This is a genomic window from Stenotrophomonas sp. G106K1 (assembly GCF_037969685.1).
GTDB classification, from domain to species: domain Bacteria; phylum Pseudomonadota; class Gammaproteobacteria; order Xanthomonadales; family Xanthomonadaceae; genus Stenotrophomonas; species Stenotrophomonas lactitubi.
Genome location: NZ_JBBPFR010000005.1, coordinates 74350 through 97410 on the forward strand (window position 1 = coordinate 74350; position 23061 = coordinate 97410).

A 23061-nucleotide genomic window follows, 5' to 3' on the forward strand; every position below is an offset into this window, starting at 1 on the left:
GAGGGCGTTGCACGATACGGCAGCGCATGCGCTGGCACGGTGATAGATTGCGCGCTTCGCGTGCACTCCACCAAGGACGGAGCCATGTTCGTGTCGTTGCGTTGCCTGCTTGCCCTGGCCCTCGGCGGGGTGGTCGGCACCACCCAGGCGGCGGCGCCGGGACCTGAAATCCTGACCGCCGATGCCACCCGTTTCTACGCGCTGTACGAGGCGGCCGGCGGCAAGCCCAGCGTGGCCCAGTTGGGGCAGTATCTGGCACAGGGCACGCCGAGCCTGGCCCAGTTCGCGAAGCTGCGCCGGGTGACCGCCGAGCGCATGGGCGAGGCGATGGCGCGCGACCCTGCGCTGTATGCCAATGGACGGGCGTGCCTGGCAGAGTTGCCGGCGGTGCGGCAGCGACTGGTGCAGGTGTTCGCCAACCTGCAGGCGATCTACCCGCAGGCGAAGTTCCCGCCGGTAGCGATCGTGGTGGGGCGCGGCAAACCGGTGGGCATGACGTACCCGGATGGGGTGGTGATCGGCCTGGAAGCGCTGTGCGCGGCCGACTTCATGAACGCCAACGCGCAGGACCGCTTCGTGCACGTGATCGCGCACGAGTACGTGCATATCCAGCAGACCGGCGTGAGCGAGTACGAAGCAGGCGACCCGCGCGCGACGGTGCTGCGCGAGTCGCTGGGCGAGGGGATCGCCGAGTTCATCGCCGAGCTGATTTCCGGCAACGTCGGCAATGGTCGGCACGCTGGGTGGACGCGGGGCAGGGAAGTGCATATCGAAAGCGCGTTCGCGCTGGATATGGACAACACCGATCTGAAGCCCTGGTTGTACAACTACACGCCGGGTTCGCAGGAGCCCTACGACCTCGGTTACTGGGTGGGCTATCGCATCGCCAAAGCGTATTACCTGCAGGCCGACAACAAGCGCGATGCCGTGCGCGCGCTGATCCAGCAGGACAACCCGAAGGCGATCCTGGAGGCCAGTGGCTGGACGCCGGGGATGTGGATGCCGGCCAAGGTGACCGGTGTAGCGGCAAGGGCGGCTGCATCGGCAAAATGACCGTTCGCAGACCGCGCTAGACTGCCCAGGTCGACAGCGGAGGGTGCTCATGCACAGGATGACTTCAACGGCTTGGCTACCGGCTGGTCTGCTCATGGCGGCGCTGGCCACGCCAGTGATGGTGCAGGCGGCCAGCAATCCGCTGCTGACCAGGCCGGTCGAGCAGGTGCAGCCAGACGAAGTGCGCTTCATGCAGCAGCGCCTGTCCGATTGGCCGCAGCTGCAGAAATACCGTGCAGCCAATGCCGCGTTGCCCGCGCCACGGGCCGGCCAGTCTCGCGTGGTGTTTTTCGGCGATTCGATCACCGAAGGTTGGGGCGCGGACGGCAGCAGCACCTTCTTCCCCGGAAAGGGCTACCTCAATCGCGGCATCAGCGGGCAGACCACCGCACAGATGCTGGTGCGCTTTTCGCAGGATGTGCTGGCGCTGCGCCCGAGCGTGGTGGTGATCCTGGCCGGCACCAATGACATCGCCGGCAACACCGGTCCGGCCACGCAGGCGATGATCGAGGACAATCTGCAGGCCATGCTGGACCTGGCGAAAGCGCATGGCATTGCGGTGGTGCTGGCGTCGGTGCTGCCGGTCAGCGAGTACCCCTGGATGCCGGGCATCGCACCTGCGCCCAAGGTGCGTGCATTGAATGCTGCGCTGAAGCGCCATGCCGATGCACGAGGGCTGGTCTATCTGGACTATTACGCAGCGATGACCAACCGTGCCGGTGGATTGGATGCGCAATTGGCAACCGATGGCGTGCACCCGACGGCAAAGGGCTATGCGCTGATGGCCCCGCTGGCAGAGGCCGCGATCAAGCGCGCGCAGGCGAACGTGCCCCAGCGCTGAGACACGGTAGTGTCGGCCGCTGGCCTGCAACCTCAACCTGCATGCCGAACGGGTTGCCGGCCAGCGGCCGGCACTACCCTATCGCCAGTTCCGCCTGCAGCCACTCACAAGAAGCCGCATCACCAACGGACACGGCGGCGCTGCGATACAGTGTCTGCCGAGCCGGCCGCGCATGGTGGCCGCCAGGGACGACGAGGCAGGGAATGCAGAACGGAATCAGCAGCAGGCTGCGCTTGGCCGGCGTGGCCACGGTACTGATGCTCGCAGGTCAGGCGAGCGCCATCGCTGCACCTGCAGCGTCAGTGGTTACACGTGAAGCGGTGGATGGCGTTTCCCTGAGCGAATGGACAGCCCGTTGGTGGCGCTGGGCCAATGCGCAGTGGGTGGCACCCTACATGGATCCGGACGGCCGCCTGTGTGAACTGGGCCAGGAGGGACCGGTCTGGAACCTGGCAGGGACCAATGGCCGCTTCCAGCCACGCAGGGAGTGCGTAGTGCCCGAGGGCAGGCACCTGTTGCTGCCCATCATCAACATGGCCAGCTACCAGACCAGCGAGGATGTCTCCTGCGAGGAGTTGCAGGCCGGCGCGGCAATCAACAACGACTATCTGGTCAGCGCTGTGGTGCTGCTGGACGGGCAGCAGCTGGGTGACATGCGCCTGCACCGCGTGAGGAGCGAAGGCTGCTTCCGCATGGATCCGGACGACGACGATTCGCGATTGGCTGCAGCCGATGGCTACTGGCTGATGCTCAAACCACTGACGCCCGGTCGGCACACCGTGAGCGTCGGCGCCAACTACGGCGCGCCCGAGGGGGGCGCGTACAGTCAGATGCGGCAGACGTTCGAGTATGTGCTGCATGTGGGCGGCCGCACGCAGATCACCCTGTTGCCCCACACGATTCTGGAGGCGTCTGCCCCCTGATCTGCGCGGCAGGGATCAATCATGGTCCTGCTTCAACGCCAGATCCGCAGCCAGCAGGGCCTCGGCTGCCACGCTCAGCGCCGGCGACGGCGGAGCAACCACGCCGATCGATTCCATCATCTGCGGCATGCCGACGAACTGCCGCGCACGGCGGTCGTAGATGCCGGTGATCAGCAGCGCACGCGTTGCGGTTTTCTGCTCCGGGCCGATCAGCACGCGCTGCTCCATGATGCCGCGCGTGCCGACCCAGCCAATCAGCCGCGTTTCCAGGGTGAAGCGCTGGAACGGCTTCAGCTCACGGCGGAACTGGATGGTGCCGGCGCCAACGATCGGCGCCCACTTCTCACGCAGCGCCACCTTGCCCAGCCCCATGCGCAGGATCAGGTCCAGCCGGCCCAGATCGAAGATGTTCCAGTAGCGGCCGTTGGTCATGTGCAGGTTGCTGTCCAGGTCGTTGGGCAGTACCCGGAACGACAGGCGCGAGACCCCGAATGGCGCGTCCAGCTTCGGTCGGAACAGGCTGCACAGCAGCAGATGGAGCAGGCGGAACCAGAGATTCATGGCTATGACGACTGTTATAGAACGGTCGATACGCTAGTCTATGACGACTGTCTTAGCAAGGAGGCTGCCGTGAGCCCGCGATCGTCCGATGCCCCCCAGCGTGTGATCGATGCCGCGGCGCAGATGCTCGCGCGGGTGGGCCTCAATGCCACCAGCATCCGCGAAGTAACCAAGCTGGCCGAAGCGCCGCTTGGGTCCACCTATCACCATTTCCCGGGTGGCAAACAGGAACTGCTGGCACGGGCCACCACCATGGCCGGCGACAAGGTGGAGGCGCTGCTGATCGAGCTGCTGAAGGGCGGCGCAGTGCAGGGGGTGCGGCAGTTCCTGGCACTGTGGCGCGAGCGCCTGCTGCGCACCGCTTTTCGCGCCGGCTGCCCGGTGCTGGCGGCGGCCGTCGAGGAGCCGGTGGAGGCCATGCCGAGCCAGCCGCGTGCGGCGGCCGCCGCAGTATTCGTGCGCTGGCAGGGGCACCTGGCTGAAGCGTTCGTCGCCGACGGCCACGAACCTGCGGCAGCGAACGGGCTGGCCAGCCTGGTGATCGCCAGCGTGGAAGGAGCGGTGGCAATGAGTCGCGCGCAGCAGGACATCGCCCCGTTCGACCAGGTGGCGGCGCAGTTGTTGAAGGCGGCTGCACCGCCCGCTTGAGTGGCCCGTGCCAGGAGAATCATCGCGAGTCCTGGCTGGCTGCCACGATGGACCGGTTGCAATGTCGCCGCCTCCATCGTCGCCCTGCATTGCAGCATCCGTTGGTCATGCGGGCTGGCAGGCGGAGGCCTTGATTCGTGGTTACAATCCGCCAACCATCACCCGCGTGCCAGGCAAGGATGTCCGCATGCTGCACCATCTTTCTTTCGGGGTTCGCGATCTGCATGCCGCAGGCCGCTTCTATGATGCGGTGCTCGCCGCCCTTGGCTATCGCCGCGTTTTCGAGGACGACACCGCGATCGGCTATGGGCTGGTCGATGATGAAGACCTGCTCTGCCTGAAGCTGCGCGACGATGCAGCTGCGCCGGGACCCGGCTTCCATCTGGCGCTGGCGGCAACCTCGCGTGCGGCCGTTGATGCCTTCCATCGTGCTGCGTTGGAAACCGGAGGCCAGGACAACGGACCTGCCGGCCTGCGCACGGATTACGGCGACCACTACTACGCGGCCTTCGTGATCGATCCTGATGGCCATCGCATCGAGGCGGTGACCAAGGCGGCGATATGAGCAACGGACGCCCGCCCGTTTCCATGCCGAGCAGCCGCAGCACTGAAGCGATGCACGCACGACGGCAGCTGCAGCATCTTGGCTGGCCACGGTTGCAGATGGCTCTGATCGTTGTGCTGACCGGCGCCACAGGGTTCCTCGCCTCGCACGCGCTGCGTCTGGCGGGCATGGACGCGATGCTGCTGCGCTATGCCCTGGCCGTGCTGATGGCCTATGGCGTATTCCTGCTGCTGATGTGGATCTGGATCCGTTGGCGCTGGGATGCGGTGGCCGATGGATTGAGTTCCGGGCCCGGCGGCGGTGGCAGCCAGGGATCGCCGTGGAGTGGCAGCGGTGGGCATTCCGGCGGTGGTGGCGCGTCCGCCTCGTGGGGTGAATCCGCAGCGTCCTCCAGCACGAGTGCCGACAGCACGTCGTTGCTGGACGTAGCCGACGGCGAGGCCGGTCTGCCGCTGCTGGCCGTTCTCGGCATCATTGCGCTGGTGGCTACGGCGCTCCTGGCCAGTGTGTGGGTGGTCTGGTCGGCACCGGTGCTGATGGCCGAACTGCTGGTGGATGCGGCCATTGCCGGTGGTCTGTACAAGCGCATGCAGGGTATGCAGGAGCGGGGCTGGTGGCGGCTGTGCCTGTCCCATACGATCTGGCCGCTGCTGGGCCTGCTGGTGTTCTTCGCCGCGCTGGGCTGGCTTGCGCAGGAGCTGGCACCGGATGCTGTCAGCCTGATGCAGGTGTTCAAGGCGTTGTAGCAGGATCTGCCACGACGTTGAATTTCAATCACACGCAAGGAGAAGCGCATGGATGTCGCTGCACGCAGTAACAGGAAGTTCGTTCGTTGGTTGATGGTGGCGATGCTCGCCCTGTTGATGTCCTTCGCGGTGCTGGCCCAGTCCGGGCCCACAGCGGCCCCGCCCACACCGGAGGCGGCCACAGAAGAAGCCCAATGCCGCGCCTGCACCTATGAACGCATCGGGCACAAGGTCGACATCGGCCTGGTGGCCTTGGTGTCGCTGCTGGTGGTTGGCCTGCTGGTGGCCATTTCCCGCGAGTGGGGGACGACCTCCCAGCGCTGGACCTGCCGCATGATGGCCCTGCTGCTGGTGGGTATCGGGGTGGCCCTGCTGTGGTGGGCAGGCAGCATCATCTACCTCGGCTACAACCCCTGGCAGGAGGACGCCGCGCCGCTGGATGCCGCATTGACATCGACGCTGCTCAGTACGTCGCCGAAGTGGCTGGCGGGGCTGTTGATGATGGGCTTCGCGCCCACGGTGTGGCGGCGCAGTGAGCGTCTGCCGTCCTGGCGCATTGCGTGATCCAGGGGGCGCCGGGGCATGCCCGGCGCTCCCGTTACGAATCAGTCGAAGCGCCAGCGCATGCCCGCATACACGCCGCGGCCTTCGCCGGGCGTGGAGCGCGCCACGTCCTTGCCGGCATCGTTGTAACCGGGGGTGACGGTGGCGGCGTAATGGCGGTCACCGATGTTGCGCATCTCCGCCCACAGCTGCCAGCGGCCGCCCGGAGCGTCGTAACCGATGCGGCTGCCGAAGATGACGTGGCTGTCGGCCCAGTAGCTGTTGGCGTAGTCCACTGCGATGCGCGACGCGTACTCGGTGTTCAGTGCTGCATACAGGCCTGAAGCGTGGTCGAAGCGAAGTTCGGCCTGGTACGCATGGCGTGGCAGACCCGGCAGGCGGTTGCTGCCGAAGCGCGTGTCATGGCGATAGCGGAAGTCGCTGAAGGTATAGGCCTGGCGCAGCGACAAACGGCCCGGTGCGGCCTGCCACACGGTGCTGTCCAGACCGGCCTCGATGCCACGGTGCACGGTGGGGCCGGCATTGTTCTCGGCGATGAACAGGTTCGGCACCGGCTGCAGTTCCACGCTCAGCAGTTCATGGTTCACGTGCGCGTAGTAGCCGGTCAGTTCCCAGCGGCCCAGCGACGCGTCGCCGCGTGCGCCGAGTTCCAGTGTGGTGGCGGTCTGGTTCTGCATCGGCACCGGCGCGCGCTGGCGGCCGGTGGACGGACCATTGCCCGCGCCGAAGTACTGGTTCGAGCCCCAGATCATCGACCATGGATGCGGCGCCTCAACCGAGCGGCTGAGGTTGCCGAACCACTGCGTCTGCGGCGTCTGCTGCCAGGTGAAGCCCAGCCGCGGCGCGTAGTCCCAATCGTGCTCGCGCAGGCGGCCACCACTGCTCGGCCAGGTGACCTGCACATCGCGGCGGGTGTTGATCAGTGCAAAACCGGTCTGTACGCGCAGGCGCTCATTAACCGCCAGGTTGTTGCCGATGTGCAGCGTGCTGTCGGTGCCATGGTGGCGGAAGTCGCGCGTACGGGTGCCGGCGGCATAATCGTTGTTGGCAAAGCGCAGCGACTCGCGCACATCCGCATCCAGGTCGTGGGTAACGTGCAGGCCGATCATGGTCTCGCTGTCCAGGCCAAACAGCGTATGGCGGCGGCGGTAGTCCAGCGTCGCGTTGAGGTTGGCGTAGTCCAGCTGCTGGCGGTACAGGCTTTCGTTCAAGTCCATCGGATACTTGTGATAGACCAGCCCGGCCTGCAGCGATGAGTCTTCGTCGATCTGCAGGGTAGTGACGTTGCCCACCCAGGTGCTGCCCGGTTGCGGACGGCGCGCATCGATGGCCAGGTTGGCCGGATTTGCCGCGCGCGGATCGTTGCGGATCTGCTCACGGGTCAGGCGCCCGGGTGTCTCGTGGTTGGTTTCGCGGTAGCGCACGAAGAAGCGGGTCTGCAGATCGGGGGTGATCTGCCAGCCGATGTTGGCCATCGCGCCCTTGCCATCGCCGGCCGCATGGCGCTGGTAGCCATCGAATTCGGTATCTGTATAGGCCAGGAAGTAGTCGACGTCACCACTGGCGCCGCCCCAGCTGAGGCCGCGCTTCTGGTAGCCGCGGCTGCCGGCTTCGTAGTGCAGCTGCACGCCGGCCGAATCGCGGCCACTGCGGCTGATGTAGTCGATGGCACCGCCCAGTGCCAGCGCGCCGCGTTCCAAGCCGTTCGCCCCGCGCAGTACTTCCACGCGCGACAGCCACAGAGGCTCCAGCAGCTCGTAGGGCGTGCCACCGGGGCCAGTCAGTGGCAGCCCGTCGATCGACACTGCGATGCCGGAGGCATGTGCACCCGGACCACGGTTGATGCCCGAGCCGCGGATGGACACCTTGGTGCCTTCGTTGCCCGGTGATTGCGCACTGATGCCCGGCTGGTAGGCCAGCACATCGGCGCTGCTGGACAAGCGGCTGTCTGCCTTGGCCACGTCGATGACGTTGCTGGCGCCCGGCACACGCTTGAGCGCCTCACTCGCCTGCGCGCTGGCATCGGCAGCGGTGACCTGCACGGCATCGAGGGTGGTGGCCTGTGGTGCGGCATGGCTGACGGTGGACAGGCCAAGCAGGATGGCCAGCGACAGCGGAGAGACGGTGGGGCGATACGGCAGGAAGGGCATGCGGACAGTCTGTAAACCGAAAAAACAGGCGCGCAAGTTAACAGGTCGGGTGCGGTACGTCACCCACCGGGTGGGTCTGGGCCGCGCGATACGTGTAGAGCCGAGCCCATGCTCGGCTGCTCTTGGCATCGCAGCCGAGCGTGGATCAGCCCTACAGCGGCTGTTTCGCCAATCTCTTCGACTTCTTGTACAGGGCCTCGGCGATCTCTCTTTCGCCCAGCGCTGCATGGCATTCGGCCAGGCTGTCCCAGGCATTGGCCGAGGTGGGATACAGCGCGGTATTGAGGGTGAATACCTTCAGTGCGGGTCGATCACCCAGATTGTTGCGGATCGCGTAGCCGGTTGCGTTGATGGCCCGCTCCAGCTCATTGGAAGGAATGCCAGTGCGTTCGCGCAGCCATGAATGCAGGGCGCTTTCGCTGCCCAAGGCGTAGCCGATCAAGCGTTCAGACAGTGCCGGATGCGGAAACTCGCCCGGCGCGGCCACCGCCATCGTGCTCTCCACCAGCGTGCTCGACCAGACATTGCGGGCGCTGCCGTTGGTCAGGTACACGAACACCCAGTAACCGCTGGCCAGCGTGCCCTTGTAGGCCAGCCGCGCACGTACGCGGGTGCCACCATCGTGGCCGACCTGGGTATGGCCGTCGCTGCGGGTGGTATCCCACCCGGTGGAGAAGAAGTTGCTGCCGCCACCGGTCAATTTCTGTGGCTGCCACAGCGTTTCGAGTGTTGCCGTACGCACCAGCTTGCCGGTTGCCAGCGCCTGCAGGAAGCGGCTCATGTCGCCCACGGTGGTCTGCAGATCGGCATGGCCCCAGCCGTAGTTCGGCCAGGGTTCTTCGTTGGCCTGCTGCAGTTGGCCCTCCTTGCCGATGTAAGGCACCGCAGCGCGCTTCGCCGGTACGCTGGCTACGCCCCACGAGGTGCTGGTCATCTTCAGCGGTTGCAGGATGCGCTCGCGCGCGATGGCCGGGTAGGGCTTGCGGTAATGCGCTTCCAGCAACGCGGTGAGCACCAGGTAGTTGGCCTGCGTGTACTTCACGCGGCTGCCGGTTCCGAACTGCATCGGTGCCGAACCGGCCACCTTCAACGCAGCAGCAAGATCGGGTGCCACGCCGGTGTAGCCCTTGCTTATCCAGCGGTTGTCCACGCGGTCGTAGTACTCACCGATGCCCGAGCTGTGGTTGAGAAAGTCGCGCACATGGATCGTCTGCCATGCGGGCGGCAGGTCCGGCACATAGCGGCTGGCCGGTGCATCCAGATCCACATTGCCCTGGTCCACCAACTGCATCACCAGGGTGCTGGTCAGCAGCTTGGCCATCGACTGCGCGGCGAAGATGGAATCGACCGTGGCTGGTGCATGGGTGACTGGATCGCGCTCGCCGCTGGCGCCCTGGTACAGCACTTTTCCGTTGTGGGCGACCAGTACTGCCTGCCCGGCGATGCCGTAGCGCTCGCGGTTGGCCTGCAGTTGTGCGTCCAGCTGCGCGGTGAGGTCGCCTGGAACGTCACGCGCTGAAGCGGGCAGGGCGATGGCCAGGGCACAGAGCAATACGGCAGCAAGCGTGCGGTACATCGCGGTGTTCCGTTTGCGGCGATGGCGCATCTTGGTCACGGTGGGAGAGCGGGTCAAGCAGGTAGAGCCGAGCCGATGCTCGGCTGACTTTGGGCCAGGCGTCGTGCACTCGGAAAAAGATCGAGCCGAGCATGGGCTCGGCTCTACAGGTAGTTCCGGTAGCGCCGGGCCATGCCCGGCGGCAGCCGTGCAGGGATGCGATCAGCCGAGAATCCCCGGCAGATCCAGACCCTTCTCCTTCGCGCATTCAATCGCGATCTCATAGCCCGCATCGGCATGGCGCATCACGCCGGTGGCCGGGTCGTTCCACAGCACGCGTGCAATGCGCTTGGCTGCGGCTTCAGTGCCATCGCAGACGATCACCATGCCGGCGTGCTGCGAGAAGCCCATACCGACGCCGCCGCCATGGTGCAGCGACACCCAGGTCGCACCGCTGGCGGTGTTGAGCAGGGCGTTCAGCAGCGGCCAGTCGGACACCGCATCGGAACCGTCGGCCATTGCTTCGGTTTCGCGGTTCGGCGAGGCCACGCTGCCGCTGTCCAGATGGTCACGACCGATCACCACCGGCGCCTTCAGCTCACCATTGGCGACCATCTCGTTGAAGGCCAGACCCAGGCGATCGCGGTCGCCCAGACCGACCCAGCAGATGCGCGCCGGCAGGCCCTGGAACTTGATCTTCTCGGCGGCCATGTCCAGCCAGCGGTGCAGGTGCGGGTTGTCCGGAATCAGCTCCTTCACCTTGGCATCGGTCTTGGCGATGTCTTCCGGGTCGCCGCTCAGCGCCGCCCAACGGAACGGGCCGATGCCACGGCAGAACAGCGGCCGGATGTAGGCTGGCACGAAGCCCGGGAAATCGAACGCGTCCTCGACACCTTCTTCCAGCGCCATCTGCCGCAGGTTGTTGCCGTAGTCCACGGTCGGCACGCCCAGTGAGTGGAAGCCGAGCATGGCGCGGATGTGGTTGGCCATCGACGCACGCGCGGCCTTCTCCACTTCCTTGGGCGCGGTTACGCGCTTGGCATCCCATTCTTCCACCGTCCAGCCCTGCGGCAGGTAACCGTTGACCGGGTCGTGCGCGGAAGTCTGGTCGGTCAGCAGGTCCGGCTTCACGCCGCGGATCAGCAGTTCGTCCAGCACGTCGGCAACATTGCCGAGCAGGCCGACCGACAGCGGCTTCTTGGCGGTGCACGATTCTTCGATCAGGCGCAGCGCCTCATCCAGGTTGTCGGTCCAGGTATCCAGGTAGCCGGTGCGCAGGCGCATTTCGATGCTGCTCTTGCGGCACTCCACCGCCAGGCACGAGGCGCCGGCCATCACGGCGGCCAGCGGCTGCGCGCCGCCCATGCCACCCAGCCCGCCGGTGAACAGCCACTTGCCGGCCAGGCTGCCGTTGTAGTGCTGGCGTCCCATTTCCACGAAGGTTTCGTAGGTGCCCTGCACGATGCCCTGCGCGCCGATGTAGATCCAGCTGCCGGCGGTCATCTGGCCGTACATCGCCAGGCCTTTCTTATCCAGCTCGTTGAAGTGGTCCCAGTTGGCCCAGCGCGGCACCAGATTGGAATTGGCGATGAGCACGCGCGGTGCATCGGCATGGGTGCGGAACACGCCCACCGGCTTACCCGACTGCACCAGCAGGGTCTGGTCGTCGTCCAGGCGCTTGAGCGTTTCGACGATGGCGTCGAAGCTCTCCCAGTCGCGCGCCGCGCGGCCGATGCCGCCGTACACCACCAGTTCCTGCGGCCGCTCGGCCACGTCCGGGTGCAGGTTGTTCATCAGCATGCGCAGCGGCGCTTCGGTCAGCCAACTCTTGGCGGTGAGCGTGCTGCCGGTCGGTGCGGCGATGGTGCGGGACGGGTCGTTGCGGGTCATGCGGCGCTCCGGTTCGTAGCGAATTCAAGGCAGGCATTGAGCACCTGCGCCAGGGTGTGGCGCAGCGGTGCGGCGTGGTCGGGGTCGAGCGGGGTGGGCCAGCTGTGCTCGTCCACCTGGTCGGGCAGGGGCTCGTGCATGTAGCCGCGGCAGGCCAGCTCCATCTGCAGGCTGTGCACGCCACCGGCAATGCTGCTGTAGTGGCGGGTGATCCAGCCGCCCTTGAAGCGGCCATTGCGCACGTGGCTCATGCCGCTGATCTTCAGCAGGTTTGCGACTACATCGCTCAGCACGTTGTCGCACGACGTGTCCGGTGCGCCGGACGGCCCGGCAGTGCCGAGGTTGAACTGCGGCAGCTCGCCATCGAACAGGTGCGGGATGTGCGAGCGGATCGAATGCGCGTCGTACACCACCACGGTGTCGTGGCGTGCACGCAGGCGTGCGATCTGCTTGGCCAGCGCGTCGTGGTACGGCGCGAAATATGTGTCGCGGCGGCGGGCAATCTCGGCGTCGTCCGGTTCGCGGCCCGCGTGGTACAGCGGCTGGTTGTCGAAGGTGGTCAGCGGGCACAGGCCTGTGGTGTTCTGGCCCGGGTACAGCGACACGCCGCTGGGATCTCGATTGAGATCGATCACCGAACGCGAGATCGCCGAGCGCACGGTGGTCGCGCCCATGCCGCGTGCGAAGTCGTACAGCTCATGCACCCACCAGTCGGCATCGCGACGCGCCAGCCACGGCGAGTGGAAGTTGCCGATCAGGTCATGCGGCAGTTCGCTGCCGGTGTGCGGGAAGCTGACGATCAGCGGGGCATCGCCCTCGTGCACGGTCAGCCAATCGGGATGGCGGCTCATGCCTGTGGTTCCACCGTGGGCAGCAGCTCTACCAGGCCCTTGGCCAGTGCGCCGCTGCGAACCAGATCGGTCGCGATCACCATGTCCGGGTGGAAGTAGCGGTCTTCTTCCAGCATCGGCACCTGTGCGCGCAGCGTCGCACGTACGTTTTCCAGTGCAGTGCTGGAGCGCAGCGGCGCATGGAAATCGCAGCCCTGCGCGGCGGCCAGCAGCTCGATGCCGATCACGTTGGCCGCGTTCTCGGCCATCTGCATCAGTCGGCGTGCGCCGTGCGCGGCCATCGACACATGGTCTTCCTGGTTGGCCGACGTCGGGATCGAATCGACGCTGGCCGGGTAGGCACGCTGCTTGTTTTCCGACACCAGCGCAGCGGCGGTCACCTGCGGAATCATGAAGCCGGAATTCAAACCGGGGCGCGGAGTCAGGAAGGCCGGCAGGCCGGACAGCGCCGGGTCGACCAGCATCGCCAGACGACGCTCGCTGATCGAGCCGATCTCGCACACCGCCATCGCCAGCATGTCGGCGGCGAAGGCCACCGGCTCGGCGTGGAAGTTGCCGCCGGACAGCGCCTCACCGGTATCGGTGAACACCAGCGGGTTGTCGGACACGCCGTTGGCTTCGATTTCCAGCGTGGTCGCAGCCTGGCGCAGGATGTCCAGCGCCGCACCCATCACCTGCGGCTGGCAGCGCAGGCAGTACGGATCCTGCACGCGCACGTCGTTGTCGCGGTGCGATTCGCGGATGCCCGAGCCCTGCATCAGCGTACGCAGGGTGGCGGCGGTGGCGATCTGCCCGCGCTGTCCGCGAAGGGCATGGATGCGCGGATCGAACGGCGTGTCCGAGCCCTTGGCCGCTTCCACTGACAGCGCGCCGGTGACCAGTGCGGCCTGGAACACGGTTTCGATCTCGAACAGGCCAGCCAGTGCATACGCGGTGGAGAACTGGGTGCCGTTGAGCAGGGCCAGGCCTTCCTTCGCGCCCAGTTCCACCGGCTGCAGGCCGGCATGTGCCAGTGCGTCCACGGCGGGCAGGCGCTCATCACCAACGAAGGCCTCGCCGACGCCGATCATCACGCTGGCCAGGTGCGAGAGCGGTGCCAGGTCGCCCGAAGCACCGACCGAGCCCTGCGCCGGCACCACCGGCAGCACGCCCTTCACCAGCATGGCTTCCAGCAGCAGCAGCGTTTCCTCGCGCACGCCGGAAGCACCCTGGGCCAGGCTGACCAGCTTCAGCGCCATCATCAGCCGCACCACATTCGCCGGCATCGGCTCGCCCACGCCCGCGGCATGCGAAAGCACGATGTTCCGCTGCAGGGTGGCCAGGTCCTCGCGTTCGATGCGCACGCTGGCCAGCTTGCCGAAACCGGTGTTGATGCCATACACCGGCGCGCCCTTGGCGACGATGGCGGCCACCGTTGCGGCACTGTCACGCACCGCCGGCAACGCGGCCGGGTCGAGCGACAGCGGCGCACCGCGATACGCCTGCCGCCACTGGGCGAGGGTGACATGGCCGGGGCGAAGAACCAGGGTGTTGCTCATGTGTTGCTCCAGGAGGCAGGCAGGTCGGGCTGTCCGCGCACCACGCGCGCGTGCAGCGGGTTGAATCCAATGCGATAGACCAGGTCGGCGGGGGCGTCGATGTCCCAGATCGCCAGGTCGCAGTCCATGCCGACGGCCAGGCGGCCGATGCGCTCGCCATGGCCCAGCGCGCGCGCCGCTTCACGGGTGAAGCCGGCGATGCATTCGTCCACGGTCAGGCGGAACAGGGTGGCGCCCATGTTCATCGCCAGCAGCGGGCTGGTCAGCGGCGAGGTGCCCGGGTTGCTGTCGGTGGCCAGCGCCAGTGGCACGCCGGCCGCGCGTAGCGAGGCGATCGGCGGCAGGGTGGTATCGCGGGTGAAATAGAACGCGCCGGGCAGCAGTACGGCGACGGTACCGGCGGCCGCCATCGCGGCAATGCCGGCGTCGTCCAGGTGTTCGATATGGTCGGCCGACAGCGCACCGAAACCGGCCGCCAGTTCGGCGCCATGCTGGTTGCTCAGCTGTTCGGCATGGATCTTGATCGCCAGCCCGTGCGCGCGCGCGGCTTCGAAGACCTGGCGCGCCTGCGCCGGCGAGAACGCGATGTTCTCGCAGAAGATGTCCACGGCTTCGGCCAGGCCTTCGGCAGCGATGGCGGGGATCATCACCTCGCACACCTCGTCGGTGTATTCCTGGGCCTCGCGGCCCGGCGGCACCGCGTGCGCACCCAGGAAGGTCGGCACCACGTTCACCCGGCATTCTTCGCCCAGCGCGCGGGCCACCTGCAGCTGCTTGCGCTCGTCCTGCAGGGTCAAGCCATAGCCGGATTTGATTTCGATGGTGGTCACGCCTTCGGCGCGCATCGCCAGCAGCCGCGGGCGGCTTTCGCGCGCCAGCTGTTCTGGAGTGGCGGCGCGGGTGGCGCGCACGGTGGAGACAATGCCGCCACCGGCACGGGCGATCTCGGCATAGCTCACGCCCTGCAGGCGCTGCTGGAACTCGTTGGCGCGGTTGCCGGCGTAGACCAGGTGGGTGTGGCAATCGATCAGGCCTGGCGAGATCCAGCGGCCTTCGCCGTCGATGCGGGTGATCGGCTGCAGATGGGCATCGCTGCCGGCGGGGCCGACATGCACGATGCGGCCATCGGTGGTGGCCAGTGCTGCATCGCGAATGACACCCAACCCCTCGCCATCGAGGGTCATCAGGTGGACGTTGGACCAGAGGGTATCGACGAGCATGGCATCCACAACGCGGCTGTGCTTATATGTCTATACAATATAGGCGTCCAATTCGGGTTGTCCAGCCATGTCCGATTCGCGTTCCCCGCACTCCTTCCATGCCGCCCACGCCCTGCTGGCCGACGGCTGGGCCGCCGACGTCCGCCTGCAGGTGCAGGAGGGGCGCATCGCCGCGGTCACGCGCGGGCAGGCAGCACAGGACGGCGATACCTGCCTGGGCATCCTGGTGCCGGGCCTGCCGAACCTGCACAGCCACGCCTTCCAGCGCGGCATGGCGGGGCTGACCGAGATCGGCGGCGGCGACGGTGACAGCTTCTGGAGTTGGCGCGAACTGATGTACCGCTTCCTGGCCCATCTGCGTCCGGACGCAGTGCAGGCCATCGCTGCCCAGGCCTACATGGAGATGCTGGAAAGCGGCTTCACCCGCGTCGGCGAATTCCACTACCTGCACCACGATGCCGATGGGAGCCCCTACGCCAACCGCGCCGAGATGAGCGTGCGGATTGCTGCTGCGGCCGCGCAGACCGGCATCGGCCTGACCCTGCTGCCGGTGTTCTACGCCCACGCCGATTTCGGTGGGGCGCCGCCGAACCCGGCACAGCGCCGCCTCATCCATGACGTAGACGGGTTCGCACAGCTGCTCGATGGCGCCCGCGCCGCGCTGGCCACGTTGCCCGATGCGGTGCTCGGCATCGCCCCGCACAGCCTGCGCGCGGTGACCGGCGAGGAGCTGAGCGCGTTGCTGCCGCTGACCGATGGCCCGGTACACATCCATATCGCCGAGCAGGTGCGCGAGGTCGAGGCCTGCCTGGCATGGAGTGGCCGGCGTCCGGTGCAGTGGCTGTACGAGCATGCGCCGGTCGATGCGCGCTGGTGCCTGGTGCACGCCACCCACATCACTGACGACGAGCGTTCGCAGATGGTCGCCAGCAAGGCCGTGGCCGGCCTGTGCCCGATCACCGAGGCCAACCTGGGCGACGGCCTGTTCCCGATGCAGGCTTTCGCGCGCGAGGGCGGGCGCTTCGGCATCGGCTCTGATTCCAACGTGCTGATCGATGCCGCAGAGGAGCTGCGCCTGCTGGAATACGGCCAGCGCCTGACCCTGCGGGGTCGCAACGTGTTGGCCGCGGATGCCGGCCGCAGCACCGGTCGCTTCCTGTTTGAGGGGGCACTACAGGGTGGTGCACAGGCGCTTGGCGTGGCTGCCGGCCTGCAGGTGGGTGCCAGCGCCGACATGGTTGAACTGGATGCCGCGCACCCTGCGCTGCAGGCGCGACACGGTGACGCATGGCTTGACAGCTGGGTGTTCGCCGCACGTAATGGCGCGCTGCGATCGGTCTGGCGCCATGGCCGCCAGTGCGTGGCCGAGGGCCGCCACCTGCAGCGCGAGGCCATCACCACCGCCTTCGCCGCTGCCCTGCGTGGCGTGCTGGGCTGATCGCCTCCCACCATCGAGACCCCACTACGTGAAGGCCAGCAAGTCCGCCACGCTCAACCAGCGCATCCGCAGCGACCTGGAAAGCCGCATCCTCAGCGGGGAGTGGGCGCCGGGCTTCCGTATCCCGTACGAGCACGAGTTGATGGAGCAGTACGGCTGCTCGCGGATGACGGTGAACAAGGTGCTGACGGCGCTGGCCGAGAGCGGCATGATCGAGCGCCGCCGCCGGGCGGGTTCGTTCGTGGCTCGGCAGCCACCGCACCTGGAGCAGGTGGCGCTGGAGATCCCGGACATCGCGATGGAGGTCGGCTCGCGCGGGCATCAGTACGGCTACCGCCTGCTGCAGCGCGAACTGCGCCTGGCCGAGGCAGCCAATGCTGGTGAGGTGGAACTGGCCGGCAGTGAGCAGTTGCTGGCGATGCGCTGCCTGCACCTGGCCGATGGCCGGCCGCTGGCGCTGGAGCATCGCCTGATCAGCCCGGTCGGCGTGCCCGAGGTGCTGGAGGTGGACTTCAGTACCACTGCGCCGGGCAGCTGGCTGCTGCAGAACGTGTCGTGGACACGCGCCCAGCACCGTATCAGCGCCTGGGGCGCCGACGCGCCCACCGCCAAGCTGCTGGACGTGAAACCCGGTACCGCCTGCCTGGTGATCGAGCGCCTGACCTGGCGCGGCGAACAGCCGATCACCCGCGTGCGTCAGATGTTCCTGGGGGATGCCTGGGACCTGGTTGCCCGCTTCGCGCCAGGGGCGCGATAGAGGCGAACCCACGCTCGTTTTCTTCCTTGGGCGCTTTCACCCAAGCGGGAATAACCCGCCGGGAGTAGATCCACGCCGTGCGTGGATGCGGTGCCGAACAGTCGAACAAGCTCGGCCCCATACCCCTCAGCCCATCAATACGTCGCGCACTGCCGCCAGCGCACCGGCTCATCCACGCCGGGGCGGGCGTTGAGCTGCACGCGCACGTTGCGCAGGCCAGGGTAGCGCAGCACTTCCTGGCACACGCGAGGCCACACTGTTTCCAGTTCGCCGGTGCGGTTGATCGCCAGCGTCTGCCGGGTCAGCCAGACACCGCTGGCGATGCCGGATTGCCCTGCCAGGGCGCGGGCCAGTTCGGCCTGGTAGCGGTCCAGCGTGGCAGCGTCGGGGTTGGGATTGCTGCGCGCGTCGTCGGCGCTCTGTGGTGCCGGCGCGGCTGCTGCAGTCGACTGGGCAGGCGCATCCGCAACCTTGTCCGGCGCGGCGGGCGTCGGCAACGGCTGCGCAGCCGTGGGTGCCACGGGTGCGACGGCGGGTGCCGGAGTCGGGTCCACCTGTTCGGTGCGCAGGCCCTGCAGGCCAAGCCCGACCAGCAGGCCCAGCGTCACTGAAGCCAGTGCAGCGATGGCGATGCGGCGCAGCGCTTCATGGCGGGCGATCGCGCGCACGCGGGTGTCAACATCGGTTGGCAGGTAGGCCTGCAGCAGCGGCCATAGGCGCGGACCATCGATCACTTCCACCGCCTGCTTCTCCGCAGCGCCCAGGCCATCGCGCTCAACCCGGCCTTCGGTGATCAGCATGCCGCCCTTGGCGCCCGCCAGTCGCGCGGCAGCGCCCAGTTCGTTCACCGCAGCGGTGCCGATGCGATAGGCCAGACCGTGCTTGCACGACACCCGCCAAGTGTTCGGGCCATCGCTGAGCAGGAAATCGCTGCTCGGCTCGCGGCTTTCCTCGCTCGGATCCTGCAGTTCACGCAGGCCGCGCTGCTCGCGCAGCATGCGCTTGATCAAGGTGGAAAATTCGCGCCAGTGCATGCCAGCCAGGGCCTGCAGGCCCAGTTGCATTTCGGTACGTCGGCGCTTGAACCACCAAAGGTAGACGGTGGTCAGGGTGCAGGTAAGCAGGGCCGACAGCAGGGCCAGGATCCAGGGAAGCATGCAGGGCGACGACGGAAGGGGCGAAAACGGAAGCCCACAGTGTAAAGGGCCGACCGCTCGATTGCGTCAGGGGGCTCCCGACAGCAAGCGTGATGCAGCCCGCAGATCTGCATGCGTCAGACACGAAAAACCCGCCAATCCTGAAGCCGTGAGGGGAGGGAACAAACGGCAGCCGAAGCGATTGGCGGGTTCTACGCGATTGTCAACGAAAATTTATTGCGTTGCAACAAGGGCGGTTCAGGGCGTGCCGCCTGGCGACTGGTGGCTGCCCGGCGAGGGGGCATCGACGTCGGTGGAGGCGCGATGTTCCAGCTTGGCCAGGCGCGCGGTCAGCGCGTCGATACGTGCTTCCAGCGCGGTCACTTCATCGGCGGTCGGCACGTGCAGACGCTTGAGCACGCCCTGCACCTGGTCATCGAACGCCTTGTTGACCTTGTCCCAGGTTCCAGAAGCCTTCTCGCGGGCTTCGTCCAGCGAGTGCTCGACGTTGTCACGCCAGCCCGGTTCCTGCTCGCCGCTACGCTCACGGCGGCGGGCCTCCCAGGCTTCGCCTTCCTTCACCAGGCCATCGAAGAACCGGCCTCCTTCTGCCTGCGCGCGCCCCAGGGCGCCAAGTCCGGCCAGCCAGACCTGCTGTGCCGAATCGCTCAGCTTGCGCGAAAAGCGTTCTGCCTGGTCGCCGAAGCCAGCCTCGTCGTCGCGGCGGTCGTCATTCTCGTAACGGTTCATCGCATTCCCCGGGGGAGTTGGGCCTACCCCCGAGAGTAGCGCGCGCCGACGTTGCTGGGCCGTGATGGCCGCAGCGCAGGTTCAGCCCAGCTTTTCCTTCAGCACACGCTGGATCTCGCTTTCGACCATGCCCTTCATCGCCGACAGCAGGAAGCCCAGCTTGGCCGTCACCCGCACCGCGCCCGGCTGCAGTTCGATCGCACCGTCCACGCCGCTGCCGGAGAAGTTCAACACGTCGGCGGCCCACGACGACTTCAGGCCGAAGCGTTCGCCCAGCTTGGCGGCAACCTGTTCGATCGCCTCGCGCGCCTGGGTGTCGGGCAGGGTATGGGCGTGGCGGACATCGATGGTGGACATGCAGGCTCCTGGCGCAGGGCGGGGATCAGTGAGAGGGCGAGCATTGTGCGCATCGACAGCGCCCACGCCAAGCGCTCATCGCAGGTTCTTCTTCGTGGGCGGCCAACCTGCTAGTCTGCGCCGCGTGCAGAACCTGCTAGTTCACTTCAGTCAACAACAACAGCCCGACCAGCCGCTACGGCCCGGGGTGCAGCGCATCGTGCGCCAGGCAAATGGCAGCGTGCGCCTCGGTGATGCAGGCAACGGCGCACTGCTGCTCGCGCAGTTCTGCATGGACGACCGCGGCCTCTGGCTGCAGGTCGGCAACGGCATCCGCGGCATCCATGTGAACGGCCGCCCGGTACGGCGCATGGCCTTGCTGCGGGCGGGTGACGCAGTTTATGTGGACGGTGTGGAAATGGTCCTGCAGGGCGAGGTCGACACCCTGCTGCAGGCACCGGCGCCGGCCGCCAGCGTTGAAAACAGCGGTGACGAGCAGCGCCTGCTGCGCGGTGTCGGTGGCCTGCATCATGGCCGCAGCTACCCGCTGTCGCGCACGCGGGTGATCGGTCGTGGCAGCGATGTCGACATCGAGATCGATGAGCCTGCCTTCGCCGAACAGCACGCGCGGGTGGAAGTACACGGCGAGCGGGTATTGCTGCGTGACCTGGGCAGTGCCGATGGCACCCGGGTCAACGGCGTTGCCGTGCGCCACTGCTGGCTGCAGGCTGGCGACCAGGTGGTGTTCGATGGCCAGCACCGGTTCGTGCTGGAAGTGCCGCACGACCCGCGCCGGCGCCCGCCGCTGGCCGATGACGAAGGCAGCGACGAAGCCGAACAGGCGCCCGTGGTGCCTGCGGCCCCGCGTCGGGTGCGCCGCTGGCCGTGGCTGCTGGGCAGTGCGTTGCTGCTGGCGGCGGTGCTCAGCCTGCTGCTCTGGTTCGGCGCGCGCTGAACCGCATCCGCCGGGCATGGCCCGGCGCTACCGGCCTTCGCTCTGGTAGATGCCAACCTTGGTTGGCACGTTCCCTCCGCACCCATGACGCCTGCCGGCGTACGCCAACCAAGGTTGGCGGCTACCAAGACCATGCACGGCCCCGCACCGCGCGCGGCAAATGGATACGGATGCAACCAAATTTCCCTTGCGCCACAAGGCCGCAAGGCTGGTGCAGTGCGGCATACTAGGGGTCTTGCCCCACAGGTGTGCCATGACGCGCGCGTTCAACTTCAGTGCCGGCCCTGCGACGTTGCCGGAATCGGTCCTGCGCCAGGCGCAGGCGGAAATGCTGGACTGGCACGGTAGCGGTGCCTCCATCGTGGAAATGAGCCATCGCGGACCGGAATTCATGTCCGTGGCGGCCGAGGCCGAGGCCGACCTGCGTCGCCTGCTCGACATCCCCGAGGACTATGCGGTGCTGTTCCTGCCCGGTGGCGCCACCACCCAGCAGGCCTTGATCCCGCTCAACTTCGCCAGCCCCGGCCAGCGCGCCGACTACGTGGTCACCGGCCACTGGGGCAAGACCGCAGTCAAGCAGGCCAGTCCCTACGTGGACGTCAACATCGCCGCCAGCAGCGAGGCCGAAGGCTATCGCCAACTGCCCGAGCGCGCCGGCTGGCAGCTGTCGCCCGATGCTGCCTACGTGCACATCACCGCCAACGAGACCATCCACGGCGTCGAGTTCCGTGATGTGCCCGAGACCGGCAGCGTGCCGCTGGTGGCCGATTTCAGCTCGTCCATCGCCAGCGAGCCGCTGGATGTACGCCGCTACGGCGTGATTTACGCGGGTGCGCAGAAGAACCTGGGGCCGGTCGGCATCGCGGTGATGATCATCCGACGCGACCTGCTGGAGCGCAGTGGCCAGCCGCGTGCGGACATCTTCGACTACCGCTCGCACGTCGCCCGCGATTCCATGCTCAACACGCCGCCCACCTGGAACTGGTACCTGGCTGGCCTGGTGTTCAAGTGGATGCTGGCCGAAGGTGGCGTGGTCGAGTTCGCCAAGCGCAATGCTGCCAAGGCCGCGCTGGTGTACGGCGCCATCGATGCCTCCGGCGGCTTCTACCGCAACGAGGTCGCGCATTCGGCGCGCTCGCGGATGAACATCCCGTTCTTCCTGCCCAACACCGACCTCGATGCCCGCTTCGTCGCCGAAGCCAAGGCCGCCGGCCTGCTGGCGTTGAAGGGTCACAAGGTGGTCGGTGGCATTCGTGCGTCGCTCTACAACGCCATGCCGCTGGCCGGGGCCGAGGCGCTGGTCGCCTTCATGGCTGATTTCCAGCAGCGTCACGGCTGAGCAATGAACGGCGCGCATCGTCGGGTGCGCGCCCCGCAACAAGGAATTCCGATGGCAAGCAAACCCAGCAAGAAGGCGTCGAAGAAGGCCGAGCCGGCCAAGGACGGCGCCACCTCCAAGCCCAAGGGCAAGTCGAAGGCAACCGCGGCGCCGACCCTGGCGCCACTGGCGCTGGCCGATGTGCGTTCGAAGATCGACCAGATCGACCGTGACATCCAGAGCCTGATCGCCGAGCGCGCACAGTTCGCCCACCAGGTCGGCAAGGCCAAGGGCAAGCTCGCCGCTGCCGTCGATTACTACCGCCCCGAGCGCGAGGCGCAGGTGCTGCGCATGGTGGTGGACCGCAACGAAGGCCCGCTCAGCGATGAACTGCTGGTGCATGTCTACCGCGAAATCATGTCGGCCTGCCTGGCCCAGCAGGAGCCGTTGAAGATCGGCTACCTCGGCCCGGAAGGTACCTTCAGCCAGCAGGCCGTGCTCAAGCACTTCGGCCGCTCGGCGCTGGGCCTGCCGATGGCCAGCATCGAAGAAGTGTTCCAGGAAGTGGAAGCGGGCAACGCCGATTTCGGCGTGGTGCCGGTGGAGAACTCGGGGCAAGGCACCATCCAGATCACCCTGGACATGTTCCTCACCTCCAACCTGAAGATCTGCGGCGAAGTGGAACTGCGCGTGCAGCAGTACCTGATGTCGCGCAGCGGCCGCATCGAAGACATCGAACGCGTCTACGGCCATCCGCAGTCGTTCATGCAGACCTCGGCATGGATGCGCGCCAATCTGCCCAAGGCCGAGAAGATCCCGGTGGCCAGCAATGCCGAAGGCGCGCGCCGTGCGCGCAATGCCGACGACGCTGCAGCCATTGGCGGCGAGAGCGCAGGCCACGTGTACGGCCTGAAGAAGGTCGTCACCAAGCCGATCCAGAACGATGCCGACAACACCACCCGTTTCCTGGTGGTGGGCCGCAACATCTTCCCGACCTCCGGCCACGACCGTACTTCAGTACTGGTGTTCATCCATGACAAGCCTGGCGCGCTGTTCGATGTGCTCAGCCCGTTCGCGCGCCATGGCATCAGCATGAACCGCATCGAGTCGCGTCCCTCGCACCACGGCAAGTGGGAATACGGCTTCTTCATCGACCTGGCCGGCCATATCGACGACGCGCCGATGCAGGCCGCACTGGCCGAACTGGAAGCGCACTCGGCGCAGATCAAGGTGCTTGGCTCCTATCCGGTGGCCGTGCCCTGATCC

General features: G+C 66.9%; 22 protein-coding genes. 12 read left to right on the plus strand and 10 right to left on the minus strand.

The genetic code is table 11. The features are described 5' to 3' along the window. Window positions 1–84: 84 nt before the first annotated feature. From WKB25_RS06765 to WKB25_RS06775, 3 genes are all read left to right on the plus strand, one after another. Window positions 85–1053 carry a DUF2268 domain-containing putative Zn-dependent protease gene (locus WKB25_RS06765; protein WP_340569571.1) on the plus strand — a complete coding sequence of 323 codons (969 nt, stop codon included), beginning with the start codon at window positions 85–87 and terminating at the stop codon, window positions 1051–1053. A gap of 94 nt (window positions 1054–1147) precedes the next feature. Next, window positions 1148–1894 (plus strand): SGNH/GDSL hydrolase family protein, encoded by a 747-nt coding sequence (locus tag WKB25_RS06770; RefSeq protein WP_340569573.1) that lies wholly within the window; start codon window positions 1148–1150, stop codon window positions 1892–1894. 242 nt (window positions 1895–2136) lie between these two features. Next, window positions 2137–2817, plus strand: coding sequence for a hypothetical protein (locus WKB25_RS06775; RefSeq protein ID WP_340569801.1), 681 nt, complete (start codon window positions 2137–2139; stop codon window positions 2815–2817). A 15-nt stretch (window positions 2818–2832) separates the two neighbouring features. On the opposite strand, the gene WKB25_RS06780 is transcribed toward WKB25_RS06775, so the two are convergent. Next, on the minus strand, window positions 2833–3378 hold the full coding sequence (locus tag WKB25_RS06780) for a thioesterase family protein (RefSeq protein ID WP_340569575.1): 546 nt from the start codon (window positions 3376–3378) through the stop codon (window positions 2833–2835). Window positions 3379–3447: 69 nt separating this feature from the next. Here WKB25_RS06780 and WKB25_RS06785 point away from each other — a divergent pair, with 69 nt between their 5' ends. The 4 genes from WKB25_RS06785 (at window position 3448) to WKB25_RS06800 (ending at window position 5901) form a co-directional block, all read left to right on the plus strand. Continuing rightward, window positions 3448–4026, plus strand: a complete 579-nt coding sequence (locus WKB25_RS06785; RefSeq protein WP_340569577.1) for a TetR/AcrR family transcriptional regulator — start codon at window positions 3448–3450, stop codon at window positions 4024–4026. 187 nt (window positions 4027–4213) lie between these two features. Continuing rightward, entirely contained in the window at window positions 4214–4591 is a 378-nt protein-coding gene (locus tag WKB25_RS06790; RefSeq protein WP_340569579.1) for a VOC family protein, read from the plus strand. A gap of 23 nt (window positions 4592–4614) precedes the next feature. Beyond that, window positions 4615–5337 carry a hypothetical protein gene (locus WKB25_RS06795; RefSeq protein WP_340569802.1) on the plus strand — a complete coding sequence of 241 codons (723 nt, stop codon included), beginning with the start codon at window positions 4615–4617 and terminating at the stop codon, window positions 5335–5337. Between the two features lie 48 nt (window positions 5338–5385). Then, window positions 5386–5901 carry a hypothetical protein gene (locus WKB25_RS06800; protein ID WP_340569580.1) on the plus strand — a complete coding sequence of 172 codons (516 nt, stop codon included), beginning with the start codon at window positions 5386–5388 and terminating at the stop codon, window positions 5899–5901. 41 nt (window positions 5902–5942) lie between these two features. Here the strand turns inward: WKB25_RS06800 and WKB25_RS06805 are convergent, their stop codons facing one another. The 6 genes from WKB25_RS06805 to hutI form a co-directional block, all read right to left on the minus strand. After that, complete coding sequence (locus WKB25_RS06805) at window positions 5943–8051, minus strand: TonB-dependent receptor (RefSeq protein WP_340569582.1); 2109 nt, start codon at window positions 8049–8051, stop codon at window positions 5943–5945. Window positions 8052–8202: 151 nt separating this feature from the next. Continuing rightward, window positions 8203–9627 carry a serine hydrolase domain-containing protein gene (locus WKB25_RS06810; RefSeq protein ID WP_340569584.1) on the minus strand — a complete coding sequence of 475 codons (1425 nt, stop codon included), beginning with the start codon at window positions 9625–9627 and terminating at the stop codon, window positions 8203–8205. A 201-nt stretch (window positions 9628–9828) separates the two neighbouring features. After that, window positions 9829–11496 carry a urocanate hydratase gene (gene hutU / locus WKB25_RS06815; RefSeq protein ID WP_099820730.1) on the minus strand — a complete coding sequence of 556 codons (1668 nt, stop codon included), beginning with the start codon at window positions 11494–11496 and terminating at the stop codon, window positions 9829–9831. After that, the gene (hutG, locus tag WKB25_RS06820) at window positions 11493–12347 is read right to left on the minus strand and encodes an N-formylglutamate deformylase (protein WP_340569586.1); all 855 of its coding nucleotides are present in this window, start codon (window positions 12345–12347) and stop codon (window positions 11493–11495) included. The genes hutU and hutG overlap by 4 nt, the downstream gene beginning before the upstream one ends. Next, window positions 12344–13885: a histidine ammonia-lyase gene (gene hutH, locus WKB25_RS06825; protein ID WP_340569587.1), complete on the minus strand. Its 1542-nt coding sequence runs from the start codon at window positions 13883–13885 to the stop codon at window positions 12344–12346. The genes hutG and hutH overlap by 4 nt, the downstream gene beginning before the upstream one ends. Further along, the gene (gene hutI, locus WKB25_RS06830; RefSeq protein ID WP_340569588.1) at window positions 13882–15105 is read right to left on the minus strand and encodes an imidazolonepropionase; all 1224 of its coding nucleotides are present in this window, start codon (window positions 15103–15105) and stop codon (window positions 13882–13884) included. The genes hutH and hutI overlap by 4 nt, the downstream gene beginning before the upstream one ends. Window positions 15106–15172: 67 nt before the next feature. Here hutI and WKB25_RS06835 point away from each other — a divergent pair, with 67 nt between their 5' ends. Together WKB25_RS06835 and hutC are read left to right on the plus strand one after the other, a co-directional pair. After that, window positions 15173–16543, plus strand: a complete 1371-nt coding sequence (locus tag WKB25_RS06835) for a formimidoylglutamate deiminase (RefSeq protein ID WP_340569589.1) — start codon at window positions 15173–15175, stop codon at window positions 16541–16543. Between the two features lie 28 nt (window positions 16544–16571). Continuing rightward, the gene (hutC, locus tag WKB25_RS06840) at window positions 16572–17300 is read left to right on the plus strand and encodes a histidine utilization repressor (protein WP_059064582.1); all 729 of its coding nucleotides are present in this window, start codon (window positions 16572–16574) and stop codon (window positions 17298–17300) included. A gap of 134 nt (window positions 17301–17434) precedes the next feature. On the opposite strand, the gene WKB25_RS06845 is transcribed toward hutC, so the two are convergent. From WKB25_RS06845 to WKB25_RS06855, 3 genes are all read right to left on the minus strand, one after another. Next, window positions 17435–18457, minus strand: coding sequence for a restriction endonuclease (locus WKB25_RS06845; RefSeq protein ID WP_340569592.1), 1023 nt, complete (start codon window positions 18455–18457; stop codon window positions 17435–17437). Between the two features lie 237 nt (window positions 18458–18694). Further along, entirely contained in the window at window positions 18695–19186 is a 492-nt protein-coding gene (locus WKB25_RS06850; RefSeq protein WP_340569594.1) for a phasin family protein, read from the minus strand. An 81-nt stretch (window positions 19187–19267) separates the two neighbouring features. Further along, window positions 19268–19543 (minus strand): polyhydroxyalkanoic acid system family protein, encoded by a 276-nt coding sequence (locus WKB25_RS06855; protein ID WP_025876985.1) that lies wholly within the window; start codon window positions 19541–19543, stop codon window positions 19268–19270. A 124-nt stretch (window positions 19544–19667) separates the two neighbouring features. On the opposite strand from WKB25_RS06855, the gene WKB25_RS06860 reads away from it, so the two are divergent. The 3 genes from WKB25_RS06860 (at window position 19668) to pheA (ending at window position 23058) form a co-directional block, all read left to right on the plus strand. Then, window positions 19668–20477 (plus strand): FHA domain-containing protein, encoded by an 810-nt coding sequence (locus WKB25_RS06860; RefSeq protein WP_340569597.1) that lies wholly within the window; start codon window positions 19668–19670, stop codon window positions 20475–20477. A 253-nt stretch (window positions 20478–20730) separates the two neighbouring features. Then, window positions 20731–21816: a 3-phosphoserine/phosphohydroxythreonine transaminase gene (gene serC / locus WKB25_RS06865; protein WP_340569599.1), complete on the plus strand. Its 1086-nt coding sequence runs from the start codon at window positions 20731–20733 to the stop codon at window positions 21814–21816. Between the two features lie 51 nt (window positions 21817–21867). Beyond that, a complete protein-coding gene (gene pheA, locus WKB25_RS06870; protein ID WP_340569601.1) occupies window positions 21868–23058 on the plus strand; it encodes a prephenate dehydratase in 1191 nt (396 codons plus the stop codon). The last annotated feature ends 3 nt before the right edge of the window (window positions 23059–23061 follow it).

What these genes read in the sequence shown, in the direction of transcription:
- WKB25_RS06835 (WP_340569589.1), top strand. Translation starts at nt 15,173, where the DNA reads ATGTCCGATTCGCGTTCCCCGCACTCCTTCCATGCCGCCCACGCCCTG.
- hutU (WP_099820730.1), bottom strand. Translation starts at nt 11,496, where the DNA reads ATGACCCGCAACGACCCGTCCCGCACCATCGCCGCACCGACCGGCAGC.
- WKB25_RS06780 (WP_340569575.1), bottom strand. Translation starts at nt 3,378, where the DNA reads ATGAATCTCTGGTTCCGCCTGCTCCATCTGCTGCTGTGCAGCCTGTTC.
- WKB25_RS06845 (WP_340569592.1), bottom strand. Translation starts at nt 18,457, where the DNA reads ATGCTTCCCTGGATCCTGGCCCTGCTGTCGGCCCTGCTTACCTGCACC.
- WKB25_RS06795 (WP_340569802.1), top strand. Translation starts at nt 4,615, where the DNA reads ATGCCGAGCAGCCGCAGCACTGAAGCGATGCACGCACGACGGCAGCTG.
- WKB25_RS06800 (WP_340569580.1), top strand. Translation starts at nt 5,386, where the DNA reads ATGGATGTCGCTGCACGCAGTAACAGGAAGTTCGTTCGTTGGTTGATG.
- hutG (WP_340569586.1), bottom strand. Translation starts at nt 12,347, where the DNA reads ATGAGCCGCCATCCCGATTGGCTGACCGTGCACGAGGGCGATGCCCCG.
- WKB25_RS06855 (WP_025876985.1), bottom strand. Translation starts at nt 19,543, where the DNA reads ATGTCCACCATCGATGTCCGCCACGCCCATACCCTGCCCGACACCCAG.
- serC (WP_340569599.1), top strand. Translation starts at nt 20,731, where the DNA reads ATGACGCGCGCGTTCAACTTCAGTGCCGGCCCTGCGACGTTGCCGGAA.
- pheA (WP_340569601.1), top strand. Translation starts at nt 21,868, where the DNA reads ATGGCAAGCAAACCCAGCAAGAAGGCGTCGAAGAAGGCCGAGCCGGCC.
- WKB25_RS06805 (WP_340569582.1), bottom strand. Translation starts at nt 8,051, where the DNA reads ATGCCCTTCCTGCCGTATCGCCCCACCGTCTCTCCGCTGTCGCTGGCC.
- WKB25_RS06810 (WP_340569584.1), bottom strand. Translation starts at nt 9,627, where the DNA reads ATGTACCGCACGCTTGCTGCCGTATTGCTCTGTGCCCTGGCCATCGCC.
- WKB25_RS06765 (WP_340569571.1), top strand. Translation starts at nt 85, where the DNA reads ATGTTCGTGTCGTTGCGTTGCCTGCTTGCCCTGGCCCTCGGCGGGGTG.
- hutH (WP_340569587.1), bottom strand. Translation starts at nt 13,885, where the DNA reads ATGAGCAACACCCTGGTTCTTCGCCCCGGCCATGTCACCCTCGCCCAG.
- WKB25_RS06850 (WP_340569594.1), bottom strand. Translation starts at nt 19,186, where the DNA reads ATGAACCGTTACGAGAATGACGACCGCCGCGACGACGAGGCTGGCTTC.
- hutI (WP_340569588.1), bottom strand. Translation starts at nt 15,105, where the DNA reads ATGCTCGTCGATACCCTCTGGTCCAACGTCCACCTGATGACCCTCGAT.
- WKB25_RS06770 (WP_340569573.1), top strand. Translation starts at nt 1,148, where the DNA reads ATGGCGGCGCTGGCCACGCCAGTGATGGTGCAGGCGGCCAGCAATCCG.
- WKB25_RS06790 (WP_340569579.1), top strand. Translation starts at nt 4,214, where the DNA reads ATGCTGCACCATCTTTCTTTCGGGGTTCGCGATCTGCATGCCGCAGGC.